We start from the raw sequence: 12,638 nt of genomic DNA on the forward strand, positions 1-12,638 counted from the left end.
AATCTTGCAGTCTGCGCCGACATAGGAATGCGGGTCCACCGACAGCCGGATAACCGTTGCGGAATTTGACGCTCTCATAATTATCAATCCGCAATAGCGGGGATCTCATCGCCACCGGTTGTTCCTGATCGGCAGCGGTTAGTTGGGTGACGCGATACGGGGTTGGCCAGAAGTCGCTCACGTCGAGGTTGGCGCCCGGCTGGAAGCCGATGGGGGCATACGTTACCTTGAACTTGACGCCGTTCTGAATGAACACTGGGCCTCGGCATTCTCGTCGCTAGTGCGCCGACCCCAACAGATCGCCCATGCGCTCAAGCGAAATTCTGATCGCAGAGTGCACGAGCTCTCTCCCCGGTTTGCACACGCTGAGAGAAGGTGGCTCATAGAGCCAGCTAAAACTCAATCCACAGCGGAAAGTGGTCCGTGATCGGCCAGAAGACCTCAGTGCGTGTCAGGCTGCCAGCAGGTGCGGCGGAAAGTCGAACGAGCCGGTACGCGGAGTGTAGGTGAGAGAGGCCAACAGGAATTTTCCGTCTGGTCAGAAAACCATGGGATCTGGTCATAAAAATGCCGTGACGGGTCAAGGTCGAACGCCGTGATCTCCGGCAGCACAATCTCACCCACCAGTCTAGAAGGCTGCACCCGACTCGAGTCATACAGAAACGTCCACCGTTTTCCATTTCCTGGACGGCCCTCGGTGACGTCGGAGACGACCACTCTCCAGGCGTCTCCGAGCACCTCGGGAGCAGAAACTGCAGGGCGGTTGTGTTGCAACGCATTTCTTGAATGGCGATCACCTCAAAGCAGGCCGCGACCGTAGCGATGCAGGCGAGGGATTACCAGTCCCGCTTGGGAGTATCCCTCGGTTCGGCCCGCCACTTGGTCGTCAGATCGCTCAATGCCAGAAGACTCTAGGTCGCGATCAGAAGATCGGAGGGGTATTTCAGCGGGAGGCGTCGACGCCAAATCGAGATCCAGGCTGTCGCTCACCCCGAGTGGTGCCACGTTCGTCCACACTTGAAAGCACACCACGGACGCCAGTGTCGCGACCATGAGGTTGACCCTCTTGCCGGCGCGGGTGTGTTCCCGCGCAGTTTGAGCCATCGCTGCTTCTTGTCGCGCGTTCGGTCTTCCTTGCCGATCGGCGCTAAACCCGGCGGATCGGTCGCACTGCGCGGGGCACCGTGTCGCGGGTGCGATAGACGATATAAGGCCGAAACAGGTAGTGCAGCGGTGCGGTGAAGGCGCGCACGAGCCGCGTGAACGGCCGAATGGTAAACAACAGCATTCGACGGGGATATAGCTCTGAATCCAGAACGGGGCCGCCGCCAACGAGCAGCGCGTTGAGGTGGCAGAAGTCCTGGCTCATGCGCGCCGCGAGGGTCTTGATCATCGGAATCACCAGACCGAAGAAGTGGTAGGCGATCACCGCAAACTCGAGCACGAGCACGAGCACGAGCACGAGCGGGAGCCGAGGTCGGTCCCGCGAGGTACCGAAGAAGCCCTCGAATTTCGCCGCCTTGCGGCCCTGCCGCGGCGAGCGCGGCGCACATCAGCGGCAGCCCAATTTCGTACACGGGGATGGCAGATGGTGCACTTCTCAGCCTTGCCGGTCCCGTAGCTGAAGTAGATCTTCTTGCATGGGCAACCAGTGATGCACTGACGCCAGCCGCGACACTTGTCCTGGTTGACCGGCACGATGCCGTCTTCGGCCCGCGTGTAGATTGCACCGAAGGGGCACGACGTCATGCAGGAGGGGTTCATGCGGTGTTGGCTCATGCGCGGCAGGCAGAACATGAAGGTCTGCTCGAATGCGAATTTGATCTTGTCTTCGGATTCGCGACGTACCTTTTCGATGATCTGAACGAGATGGCCCTTCTCTGGCGCGCCGGCAAGATCGTCGTTCCAGTTCGCCGACCAGGTGATCTTCGTGTCCTTGCCGGTGAACAGCGATTTCGGCCGGGCGACGAGAAAGTCATCCCTGAGCGGTGTATCGATGAGGGTTTTGTAGTCCTACGGCCAGGGTTCTTAGTGGTCTTTAATCTCGGACTGCGCCCGGCTCGCGAACAGTCCGAGCAGCTTGGCGACCCGACCGCCGCTGGTCAGCGCCGGCCTATCCTTTGGCTAAGCTTCCAGACACCGCGCGACTTCGCAGGGCGCAGTCCGGTCTCTCAGTGCGCCGAGGTTGTTTTTGACATTCAGTACGAGCGCGGGAGACCCAGCGTGTGCTGGGCGACGTAGTTCAACACCATTTCGCGGCTGACCGGAGCGATCCGAAGCAGCCGTACGATGCCCCAGAGCGGGATGAGTCCGTATTCGGTGCTCAGCCCGTTACCGCCGTGGGTCTGGATCGCTGCGTCCACGGCGGCGGCAGCGGCGTCAGCGGCCGCGAACTTCGCCATGTTCGATGCCTCGCCGGCCGGCTGGCCGTTGTCATGCTGCCAGGCGGCCTTGTTGGTCATCAACGCGGCCAGTTCGACCTCAATCTTCGCCTTGGCCAGGACGTGGGAGACACCTTGGTGGCTGCCGATCGGCACATCCCACACCCGTCGAGTGCACGCATACTCCGCCGCCTTGGACAACGCATACCGGCCGACTCCAACGCAGATCGCGGCCCCCACGATTCGTTCGGGGTTTAGTCCGTGGAACACTTGCGCGAATCCCTCGTTTTCATTACCGACCAGCTTGTCGCCGGTCAGGCGCAGGTTGTCGAAGAAGAGGGTGAACTGGCGTTCAGGGAGCGACGCAGAAACGGGCAGATTCTGCGCGGTGAAGCCAGCGGCATCCGTCGGCACAATGAACAGAGACAAAAGGGCCTTGCCGGTCGATTCGTCAGTGCCGGTGCGAGCCACTACGAGCACGGCATCGGCTTCATCAACTCCGGAAATGTAGTATTTGGTGCCGTTCAAAATCCAGTCGTCACCGTCTCGCACCGCAGTGGTGGACATCTTGAGGGTGTTCGACCCGGCATCGGGCTCGGTAATGGCGAACACGACCTTGCTTTCACCGCTTGCCATGCGGGGCAGCCACACCTGCTTCTGGGCTTCGCTCCCGTACCGGGAGATGACCTCGCCGGAGATAGCGCTGGAGACGAGCATGAGGAGCAGCGGACTCCCCTGGGCTGCCGTCTCTTCGCAGACCACCGCTAGTTCGGCGAGTCCTGCCCCGCCGCCGCCGTACTGTTCCGGTAGGTTGATGCCGATGAAACCCTGTCGGCCGAGCTCACGCCACAGTTCCTCGGTCGGTTCCTGACGAAGTGCATGGTCTGAGTAATAGGAGTTTCCGAACGATCGCGTGATCGTCGCGACGGCTTCTCGAAGATCCGCGTGGTCTTCTTCATCCTCGAAGTTCATGACGGTGGTATCCCTTTCCTCGCAAGATTCTAGTAAATTACCATTAACTGTAACTTCGTCCAACTGCGGCTCGGCAACGACATCAGGGTTTCATCAGGGTCTTAGTATCGAAGTGAAGAACACAAATCCACGGGTAGTTCCGAGCCGCTACAGGCGTTGAACTCTCGAAGAAGGAGCGCGTCAATGAAGATAATCGTGCTGGTCAAACAGGTACCCGACACCTACGGCGAACGAAAACTGAACGCAACCACTGGCATCCTCGATCGGGCGGCGAGCGAGCCAATCATCGACGAAATTAGCGAACGTGCGCTCGAGGTGGCGCTGCGCTATCGGGACTCCCACAAGGGCACCGAGGTCGTACTTCTCGGCATGGGTCCGGCCTCCGTGACGGCCGCCCTCCGCAAAGCACTCGCGCTCGGAGCGGATTCCGCGGTGCATGTGCTGGATGATGCGCTCGCGGGAGCCGACATGGGCTACACCGCTGCGGTGTTGGCCGCGGCCACTATCCACACGGGTTATGACCTCGTGATTGCCGGCAACGAGTCCACCGACGGCCGCGGCGGGGTCATTCCATCGATGATCGCCGAACACCTCCAGCGCCCCTCCCTCACCTTTCTCGATTCCTTGGACATCCTCGACGAGCGGGTCAGTGGGGTGCGCAGAACTGAAACCGGAACCGTGGACGCACATGCGGCCCTGCCAGCCATCGTCTCCATCACCGAGCTGGCACCCGATGTTCGCTTTCCGAACTTCAAGGGGATCCTCTCGGCGAAGAAGAAGCCACTGACCGTGCTTGCGCTGGCTGATCTCGGGCTGGACACCGCAGCGCTGTCGAGCCGCGGGCATTCCGTCATCGCGAAGACCGAGCAGCGCCCGTCGCGCACGGCAGGCACGAAGGTCGCCGACGACGGCAACGCTGGTGTCGACCTCGCCGATTTTCTCGCCGCACGCCACCTGATCTAGGCCCCCGGCCACGTACCGCCTGACCCCCCACAAAGGAACAGAAATGCCCAACATTCTTGCCCTCATCGAGCTCTCCAGCGCCGGAGAGATCAGGAGTACCGCCGCAGCCCTGATTGCGGCGGCTGCTGCGCTCGGCACTCCTGTTGCCGTCGTGGCGACAGCACCCGGCTCCGAAACAGCCCTGACCGAGGAACTCGCTATTCTCGGCGCAGCGCAGGTCTTCATTGCCGAAAGCGATCGGGTCGGCGTGCTTCTGACGGCTCCGCAGCTGGAGGCGGTGGTGCAGGCGAACTCCGCGTTCGCGCCCGGTGCCATCTTGATCTCGAATACGGTCGAGGGTCGGGATGTCGCCGCACGGTTGGCAGTACGCCTCCGCGGCGGTCTGGCGATTGATGCAGTTGCAGTGCGCTGGGACGCTGGCCGGGTCATCGCCACCCACTGGGTCTTCGGTGGCGCCTATACCGTCGAGTCGACCATCGAGGGTGGCCCGACGATCGTCACGCTGCGCCCCGGCGCTATTCAGGAGCGCGCCGAAGCGACCAGGCCCGTCGTCACGATTGTGCAGCTGAGCGCCGAGGGGTCGTTGGCCGTCGAGACCAGCCAGTCAGCGGTCATCGATGCCGCCACGGATGCTGCGGTGAGTGCGACGCGACCGGAGCTGCGCGAAGCGAAAACCGTGGTGTCGGGTGGTCGCGGGCTCGGCTCGATGGCGAAGTTCGAGCTGGTCGAGCAACTCGCCGATGTGCTGGGAGCCGCCGTCGGTGCCTCCCGCGCAGCCGTGGACGCTGGCTTCGTACCGCACAGCTCACAGGTCGGCCAGACCGGAACCACCGTGTCGCCACAGCTCTACATCGCGCTCGGGATCTCCGGCGCCATCCAGCACCGCGCAGGCATGCAGACGGCCAAGACGATCGTCGCCATCAACAAGGACGCCGATGCGCCCATCTTTGAGATCGCCGACTACGGCATAGTCGGCGACGTCTTCGTCGTGGTGCCCCAGCTGATCGAAGCCATCCAGGCGCGAGCTTCGTCGTGAGCGGCGGCGCGAAGTCGCTGACCTCCGCCCGGTGGTTCAAGCCGGCAGCGCTCGCGCTCGCGGCCGTCGCGGTGCTCCTGATCCTTGTCCTGGTCGCCAAAGCGCTCCGGCAACAGCCAGCCGTGCAATCATTCCTAATCGATTTTCCGGGCAGATCAGAGCTGCCCGACTCCGCGCCCGTCGGGTTTCCGGCCTGGCTGTCGGTACAGCATTTCGTGAACGTCTTCTTCATCGTCCTGATCATCCGCGCGGGCTGGCAGGTGCGATCCACGTCCCGTCCTGCCGCGTACTGGACGCGCCGGAACAACGGGCTGATCCGCACCAAGGGTTCGCCCACCAGAATCAGTCTGCACCTGTGGTTCCACCTGAGCTTGGGCGCACTGTGGCTGGTCAACGGGATCATCTTCGTCGTGCTGCTGTTCCCAACCGGGCAGTGGATGCGCATCGTGCCGCTGAACTGGGACGTCTTCCCCAACGCGATCTCGGTCGCACTCCAGTACGCCTCGCTGAACTGGCCAACCGACAACGGCTGGGTGAACTACAACAGCCTGCAACTGCTCGCGTACTTCACCACCGTTTTCGTCGCCGCTCCGCTGGCTTTCATCACGGGCGTGCGGATGTCTGGGGCCTGGCCCAGAGCCGCGGTGACACTCAACCGCTTTTACCCGATACTGTTGGCTCGCGCCATCCATTTTCCGGTGATGCTCTATTTCGTGCTGTTCACCATCACGCATGTGACACTGGTGCTCGCAACCGGAGCACTGCGCAACCTGAACCATATGTACGGCGGCAGCGATTCGGAGAATTGGGTCGGGTTCTGGATCTTCGCCGCATCACTCCTGGTCATGGTCGCCGCATGGGTCGCCGCGAGGCCGTTGTTGTTGCGCCCGATCGCCTCCCTCACGGGAACGGTGAGCCGATAGCTGGAATTCGTCGCGTGTTGTAGGACCACCACTGCCAGAGTGGTCAGGCGTGCTGCGAAGCTGTAGGAATCCACCACAAGAATCGTCCGAACTCGCACGATGCAGCACGCTGGCGATTGTGAGCCACTTCAGTCCTCCTCTTTCCGACATCACCTTCGTCCTCGAGCATGTGGTGGGATACCCCGACATCGCCCGACTGCCCGGCTACGAGCACGCCGATCTCGAAACCGTCGTCGAACTCCTCGATCAGTGCGGCGAGTTCATGGCAGAGGTGGTCGCGCCGACCAATCGAACCGGCGACCTGGTGGGCGCCCGGTGGCAGTCGGACGGTTCTGTGCTCACCCCTCCGGGGTTTGCGGATGCCTATCACCAGTACGTCGATGCCGGCTGGGGTGCGCTTCCACTGCCGGAGGAATTCGGCGGCGGTGGGTTCCCGCGAACGATCGGTCTGATCGTGCAGGAGCTCATGACCAGCGCGAACATGGCTTTCGCGCTGTGCCCACTGCTCACCCAGGGGGCAATCGAAGCGCTGGTGCATTACGGCAGCGCCAAGCAGCAGCAGCTTTTCCTGCCGAAGATGGTCACCGGCGAGTGGACCGGAACGATGAATCTCACGGAACCGCAGGCCGGGTCGGATGTCGGTGCTTTGACCACCCGCGCGGTGCAACGCGACGACGGCAGCTACGCGCTCTCCGGGCAGAAGATCTTCATCACGTTCGGTGAACACGACATGGCCGAACAGATCATACACCTCGTGCTCGCTCGCACGCCCGGTTCGCCGGCGGGCACCAAGGGTATCTCCTGCTTTATCGTGCCGAAGTTCCTGATGAATGATGACGGCACCCTTGGTGAGCAAAACGGCGTAAGCGCACTGTCTATCGAGCATAAGCTCGGCATCCACGGCGCACCAACGTGCGTGCTTTCCTACGATGACGCCACCGGTTATCTGATCGGTGACGAGAACATGGGAATGCAGATCATGTTCGTCATGATGAACAGCGCACGGCTTTCAGTCGGCATGCAGGGTCTGGCAGTGGCCGAACGCGCCTACCAGCAATCGCTCGCTTACGCCCAGGAACGTCGCCAGGGGCTCGCGATCGGCGCGGCCAGCCCCGACTCGGCCATCATCGAATTCCCCGACGTGCGCCGGATGTTGATGACGCAGAAGGCACACATCGCCGCACTGCGCCGGATGATGCTGCTGAACGCTGCACATTTCGACCACAGCACGCACGACCCCGACCCGGTTTCGCGTGCGCGGGCCGAGGAGATTGTGGGATTGCTCACTCCGATCTGCAAGTCGTTCGGCACCGACCTCGGAGACGAACTGACTTCCCTTGCCCTGCAGATCCACGGTGGCATGGGCTATATCGAGGAGACGGGCGTTGCGCAGCATTTGCGCGACGCCCGGATTGCGCCGATCTACGAGGGGACCAACGGCATTCAGGCTGCAGACCTGGTCGGCCGCAAGCTGAGCGTGCGCGGTGGAGCGTCGGCTACTGAGTTCCTGGCCGGTATGCGGGAAATCATCGCGGAGCTCGCGGCAGCCGGCGACGCGTTCACGTCCATCCGGGTACAGCTCGACCAGCACTTGGCGTCACTGGAGACGGCCACCGAGTGGATGCTCCGCACCGGTCGTGCGGACCCGAATGCGATGCTCGCCGGTTCCGGCCCATATCTGCGGATGTGGGGCCTGTGCCTTGGCGGATGGCTGATGGCGCGATCGGCGCTGGCCGGTCCGGCCACCGGCGACGCCGCTTTCGCTGAGACTCAGCTGGTACTTGCGCGGTTCTATGCCGAGCAACTCCTGCCGGAATGCACCGCTCTATTGGGTGCGGCAACTGCGGGAGCCGACGATTTGTTCGAGTTGGATGCTGACCAGCTGGCGGACGTGAGCAAACGCCTGGTCGGGTAGCGGCGCTGCCAGATACCCGGACCTGATCGGAGCGCTGATTCGGGCCCCATCCCCGCGCAGGCACTTGGCCGCCACGAGCGCTTAATCCCACCCGTCGAGGGTGACGTGGATGGCGAGAATCGGCTCGTATCTTGCGCGTTCGGCGTACTCGACCAGCCCCGATGCCGTTGAAACGGTTTGCGGGATTTCCGTCAGGCACGCGCAGAAGTCTCCGGACGAGGACAATCTCTGCGCGGTAGCCATGACCTACCATCACTTCGACGGCGTGTGTGGTCAATGGGCCCGGAAATAACAGGCGGTAGGGCGCATTATGGATGTAGTCTTCGCTGAGACACTGCGTCGTACCGTGCTCGCTGTTGACGCGGGCGTCGTTCAGTGTCTCCACCGCGGTCTCGACGAGCGACTGAACGCTATCCTCAACAGCATGACTCAAAACGGCCCATCCGAGTATGAAACTGACATCGTGCGAGTCTTCCCGGACTATGCTCAATCGGTCATATGGTTCAGCGACCCAATGCCCTATTCCGAAACTGAACTCTCAAGCGAACTCGTGGATCGCCTGACCTCGTGGGAGGCACAGTACTACGATGCGCTCACCGACAACTTCGAATGGCGGTCGGTGAACAAGCTGCATGCGTTCAATGCCCAAGGCTTGGAACTCGCGCGGGAGGTATCCAACGAAATTGGACCCGAGTTTTCAGTCGAGTATCGCTCGTTCGAGAATAACGCTGCCATCGCGCAGCTGCACAGCGATGAACCGGCATCCAATTTTTCTGCTGGAGCAGCTTTCAGGGCGCGAGCCGCACACGCACGCGAAGAGTGGGCCGCCACACAAGCGCGGAATGCGGCCACTCCGCCCACAGGAACGGTTGGCTGGTACGCCCGCAGCCCCTCAGGAACGTTCTTCCCGTTAGACGGGACCAAATGATAGGGACGGCCTGCGGCTCATAGCCGAAAACTGATAGTGCGTCAGCTCCAGCCCTGACCGCCTAAACGCCCCGCACACCGACGATTGGAGAGCCGATGTTCACCGGTCTCAGCGCTTTCCCGCATACCCCGCTCCGCGATGACGCCTTCGACGAACCGGCCTACGCATGCCTGGTCGAACGCTTGACCCTCGCTGGAGTCGACTCGATCACCGCGCTCGGGTCAACGGGCTCATACATGTACCTCGATCGAGACGAGCGCCGTCGCGTCGCTCAGGTCACTGTGCAGCATGCCGGCACGGTGCCCGTCATCATAGGAATTGGCGCTCTGCGAACTTCTCAGGTGCGAATGTTCGCGGACGACGCGCAAGAGGTCGGCGCGCATGCGGTGCTGCTCGCCCCCGTCACCTATCAGTCGCTCGGCGACGATGAAGTATTTGGTCTGTTCGAAGACGTCACCGCCGACCTGTCCGTGCCACTCGTGGTCTACGACAATCCCGGCACCACTCATTTCACATTCACCAATGACCTCTACGCGCGGATCGCGACTCTGCCGCACGTGGCATCAATCAAAATCCCCGGCGTTCCTGCCGATCTCAGCAAGGCGGCAGCGCGTGTGCAGGCGATCCGTAACGACATCCCCGGCACCGTAAAGGTGGGCGTGTCAGGCGACAGCTCCGTAGCGACCGGTCTCAACGCCGGTTGTGACGTCTGGTACTCCGTTATCGGCGGCACCCTCCCCACCCCCGCTCTGACGATCACCCGTGCCGCACTCTCCGGCGACCACGCCGGAGCCGTAGCTGAATCGGCGAGGCTGCAACCGCTGTGGGAGCTGTTCGCCGCACACGGCAGCTACCGCGTCACCGCGGCGATCGCGGAATATCTGGGTCTCGTCGCGGCCGACTGCCTGCCCCGCCCAATCCGGGGCTTGGGAACCGCCGCGCGAACGCGTATCACGCAGCTTGTCGACGAGCTGCACCTCGCCGACTAACAGGTGAGTCCACCTGTCAACGGTTCCCCACCGGAGCGCGATGGGTCACTGAAGTAAGCGTCGGCTTCGCGCTCGTTCGCGCGGCGCTCGGCCGAGGCCGTCGCGTACAGAAGCTTCGGCGGGAAGCCGGCCCGACTCAGGCCTCGCTTGAGGTGTCGCGCTGCAGCGTTGGCTTACAGCTCGGACTGATACGTCTTTGGGTCACTCCGCCGGTTGCGCTGCAACTCGTCCCGGCATTTCTTGTTACGCTCGGCCCACTGCCGGGAGATCTGCTTCGTGCGGCGGGGTAAACTTCCCGCCAGCGCTTCGCACGTTCCTTCCCCTCCCCTGGCACGCACCCCAACCTGGTGGTGCCGGCGAGCCTCGCCCGACGCATCGAGTCGCGGTTGAGCTGCCAGATGTGGTCGAGGCGTTCGCACTAGAGTCGACTCAGCTCACGGATCCGGTCGCGGTTCGCCGCCCCATACTGGCGTAGTTTCTCGGCCTCGCGATCAGAGGGCTCACCGACCAAATTGGCGGGTGAGTCGTCTATGGTCGCTCTACTCGGAAGACGGTAAGGCCAGCGTGGTGCGCCTGAGCAGGTCGTCGAACTTCTCTTGCGGGATGGTCATCGTGAGGAATGCGTGCAGGAATGCCGGCCGATCTGCCGTCAGGCCTTCGTGGAACCACTGGGCCAGCCCCGAGTCGAAACCGTCTCAGGTTTATTGCCTGACTTTTACAAGTACAACACCAATCCAATCCGTCTGGCAGAGGGCTACGAACTAAGCCTGTCGCATCTAACCGTTGGGATCGACCCGACGGGCGAGGACACAATGGAGTGAATCGTGAAGAAGAACATGAGACTGATACTCGGAGCGAGTGCAGTCGCGCTGGTCGCCGTATCGCTGGGCGCTGTGCCGGCATCAGCGCATGTCCCAAAACCCGTGCGCGGTAACGTCGTGCTCACCGCCCACCTTACGGAGCTTAACGACTCAGGCGCGTCGGGTAGGGCGTTCGCTGTCGTTCGCGGAGAGACGATCCGGGCGTTCGGGATCCGCGCAAGGGGTCTGACGCCCGATGCTCCGCACGCCCAACACATCCACTACGGGGAACAAGCACAGAACGAATGCCCCACCCTGGCGTTGGACAGCAACGGTGACGGACGACTGAACACAGTTGAGGGTGTTCCGGCCTACGGCCCTGTTGTGGTTTCCCTGAACACCAGTGGAGACACCACACCGGCCAGTTTTCTGGACGTTTCCCGGTTCCCAGTCTCGAAGAATGGCTCCTATAACTACCTTCGGACTGACATTAGATTCACGGACGTGGCCGGAACCGGCTACTCGGGAGCCGACGGGCTCGGCACCGCTGCGCAGATCGCCGAAGCCATCCGCGACGGTGAAGGAGTAGTTGTGATCCACGGAAACGACTACGACGGCAACGGCACATACAACCTCAGCGATCCCGAAGGTGCAAGCGAACTAGACCCCACCCTCCCCGCCGAGGCAACCGACCCCGTCGCCTGCGGAGTCCTGCACTAGCAGCGAGTCGTCCGGCCAAGGATGAGGTCCAGGTGCCGTGCGCCCGCGCAGCGTCGTACGGTCCTGGACCTCATGCTCTGATCGAACGATGGATCAGCCCAACGACAAGTCAAGGTCCGTCCCGATGATAATGTGCTGCCGCATCTTCGCGGCATACGTCAAACATTCGAGAGAGGGCTCCACCCCACGAACTTTCCACACTTGCGCCCCCTGCACCGGGCGACCTCGACGACCTCGACGACCTCGACGACCTCGACGACCGACAATGACCGAAACAACCACGTGCCGCAAAAACCAGTGGTGTTCCGATAGCCAGTCTTCAGCCAGCATGATCGACGACACAGAACCGATTGCCTTCTGAATCTGCCAGGAACACGTAGTCGGCCTCTGCTGCCGCTCGTCCATTCGAGGTGCCGCCGGGTGCCCGGCGATCATGCCAAAAAGCGCTCTACCAAACGTCACGAAGAGCCGATCAGGATGCTCCGAATCGCCTGCGTCAACACGCGGACAATCCAGCCGCCAACCTTGTCATGATGGGCGCGCAGCTGGCGAAAACTCAGCACCGTGTGCTGCATGGCGCCACTGGTTTCTGTCACCTGCACTCCGCGTTCGGCTGGGTCCTTCGTTACTTCGTACCGTACCGAGACCCGGTCGATTCAGGCCATGCAACCGGAGACCAGGGTCCGCTCCGAAAGGTCGGCGAGGTTCCGTCCGGCGTCAGCATCGGTGTCGAGCTGCAACGGGATCGTTCGTCGGCCGGCATAATCGCTGCTCTCTGCGTGGTCAGGCTAGCGTGGATAACCGGCACATACGGCGTACTTGACTACAAATGCCTCGTAGAAAGACCACTCCGCGGGCACAGGACCTCAAAGCACATATTAATGCCGGGCTGGCCGTTCGAGGAAAGGCTCTTCGGGTCGAAAGGGTGTTGGGTGTTAACGCCAACTGAAAACAGGGCCAGAAACGCCAACTGAAAATAGGGCCACCAACCATCATGGAAGGTGATCAAAT

12 protein-coding genes and 1 pseudogene are annotated in these 12,638 nt (G+C 62.1%); 7 read left to right on the top strand and 6 right to left on the bottom strand.

Annotated elements, in window-relative coordinates:
- Nucleotides 1–1,147: 1,147 nt before the first annotated feature.
- The 3 genes and pseudogenes from CXY71_RS05960 to CXY71_RS05970 all read right to left on the bottom strand — a co-directional run bounded on the left by CXY71_RS05960 (nt 1,148) and on the right by CXY71_RS05970 (nt 3,353).
- Nucleotides 1,148–1,462 carry a respiratory nitrate reductase subunit gamma gene (locus CXY71_RS05960; RefSeq protein WP_104134745.1) on the bottom strand — a complete coding sequence of 105 codons (315 nt, stop codon included), beginning with the start codon at nt 1,460–1,462 and terminating at the stop codon, nt 1,148–1,150.
- A gap of 82 nt (nt 1,463–1,544) precedes the next feature.
- Nucleotides 1,545–2,150, bottom strand: a pseudogene (locus tag CXY71_RS05965) (4Fe-4S dicluster domain-containing protein); the annotation flags it as partial.
- 48 nt (nt 2,151–2,198) lie between these two features.
- Nucleotides 2,199–3,353 carry an acyl-CoA dehydrogenase family protein gene (locus CXY71_RS05970; protein ID WP_104134746.1) on the bottom strand — a complete coding sequence of 385 codons (1,155 nt, stop codon included), beginning with the start codon at nt 3,351–3,353 and terminating at the stop codon, nt 2,199–2,201.
- 183 nt (nt 3,354–3,536) lie between these two features.
- Between CXY71_RS05970 and CXY71_RS05975 the strand changes: the two genes are divergently transcribed.
- The 4 genes from CXY71_RS05975 to CXY71_RS05990 all read left to right on the top strand — a co-directional run bounded on the left by CXY71_RS05975 (nt 3,537) and on the right by CXY71_RS05990 (nt 8,190).
- A complete protein-coding gene (locus CXY71_RS05975) occupies nt 3,537–4,316 on the top strand; it encodes an electron transfer flavoprotein subunit beta/FixA family protein (protein ID WP_104134747.1) in 780 nt (259 codons plus the stop codon).
- 43 nt (nt 4,317–4,359) lie between these two features.
- Complete coding sequence (locus CXY71_RS05980) at nt 4,360–5,352, top strand: electron transfer flavoprotein subunit alpha/FixB family protein (protein WP_104134748.1); 993 nt, start codon at nt 4,360–4,362, stop codon at nt 5,350–5,352.
- A gap of 17 nt (nt 5,353–5,369) precedes the next feature.
- Nucleotides 5,370–6,275 carry a cytochrome b/b6 domain-containing protein gene (locus CXY71_RS05985; protein WP_233204483.1) on the top strand — a complete coding sequence of 302 codons (906 nt, stop codon included), beginning with the start codon at nt 5,370–5,372 and terminating at the stop codon, nt 6,273–6,275.
- Between the two features lie 118 nt (nt 6,276–6,393).
- Complete coding sequence (locus CXY71_RS05990; protein ID WP_104134750.1) at nt 6,394–8,190, top strand: acyl-CoA dehydrogenase; 1,797 nt, start codon at nt 6,394–6,396, stop codon at nt 8,188–8,190.
- An 81-nt stretch (nt 8,191–8,271) separates the two neighbouring features.
- Here the strand turns inward: CXY71_RS05990 and CXY71_RS21010 are convergent, their stop codons facing one another.
- Nucleotides 8,272–8,433 carry a hypothetical protein gene (locus tag CXY71_RS21010; RefSeq protein WP_158252994.1) on the bottom strand — a complete coding sequence of 54 codons (162 nt, stop codon included), beginning with the start codon at nt 8,431–8,433 and terminating at the stop codon, nt 8,272–8,274.
- A gap of 181 nt (nt 8,434–8,614) precedes the next feature.
- Here CXY71_RS21010 and CXY71_RS05995 point away from each other — a divergent pair, with 181 nt between their 5' ends.
- The 3 genes from CXY71_RS05995 to CXY71_RS06010 all read left to right on the top strand — a co-directional run bounded on the left by CXY71_RS05995 (nt 8,615) and on the right by CXY71_RS06010 (nt 11,627).
- The gene (locus CXY71_RS05995) at nt 8,615–9,118 is read left to right on the top strand and encodes a hypothetical protein (protein WP_146071770.1); all 504 of its coding nucleotides are present in this window, start codon (nt 8,615–8,617) and stop codon (nt 9,116–9,118) included.
- A gap of 95 nt (nt 9,119–9,213) precedes the next feature.
- On the top strand, nt 9,214–10,107 hold the full coding sequence (locus tag CXY71_RS06000; RefSeq protein ID WP_104134752.1) for a dihydrodipicolinate synthase family protein: 894 nt from the start codon (nt 9,214–9,216) through the stop codon (nt 10,105–10,107).
- Between the two features lie 824 nt (nt 10,108–10,931).
- Nucleotides 10,932–11,627: a hypothetical protein gene (locus CXY71_RS06010; RefSeq protein ID WP_104134754.1), complete on the top strand. Its 696-nt coding sequence runs from the start codon at nt 10,932–10,934 to the stop codon at nt 11,625–11,627.
- A 458-nt stretch (nt 11,628–12,085) separates the two neighbouring features.
- Here the strand turns inward: CXY71_RS06010 and CXY71_RS21015 are convergent, their stop codons facing one another.
- On the bottom strand, nt 12,086–12,223 hold the full coding sequence (locus CXY71_RS21015) for a hypothetical protein (RefSeq protein ID WP_158252996.1): 138 nt from the start codon (nt 12,221–12,223) through the stop codon (nt 12,086–12,088).
- Nucleotides 12,224–12,450: 227 nt separating this feature from the next.
- The coding region (locus CXY71_RS21875; protein WP_233204475.1) for a hypothetical protein at nt 12,451–12,638 on the bottom strand (188 nt) is incomplete at its 5' end.

Origin of the sequence: Cryobacterium sp. Y62 (genome assembly GCF_002929785.1) — a bacterium.
Lineage (GTDB): Bacteria > Actinomycetota > Actinomycetes > Actinomycetales > Microbacteriaceae > Cryobacterium.

Excerpts from the sequence above, each read along its gene's own strand:
- CXY71_RS21010 (WP_158252994.1), bottom strand. The coding sequence starts at position 8,433 with ATGGCTACCGCGCAGAGATTGTCCTCGTCCGGAGACTTCTGCGCGTGC.
- CXY71_RS05995 (WP_146071770.1), top strand. The coding sequence starts at position 8,615 with ATGACTCAAAACGGCCCATCCGAGTATGAAACTGACATCGTGCGAGTC.
- CXY71_RS05980 (WP_104134748.1), top strand. The coding sequence starts at position 4,360 with ATGCCCAACATTCTTGCCCTCATCGAGCTCTCCAGCGCCGGAGAGATC.
- CXY71_RS05970 (WP_104134746.1), bottom strand. The coding sequence starts at position 3,353 with ATGAACTTCGAGGATGAAGAAGACCACGCGGATCTTCGAGAAGCCGTC.
- CXY71_RS05975 (WP_104134747.1), top strand. The coding sequence starts at position 3,537 with ATGAAGATAATCGTGCTGGTCAAACAGGTACCCGACACCTACGGCGAA.
- CXY71_RS06000 (WP_104134752.1), top strand. The coding sequence starts at position 9,214 with ATGTTCACCGGTCTCAGCGCTTTCCCGCATACCCCGCTCCGCGATGAC.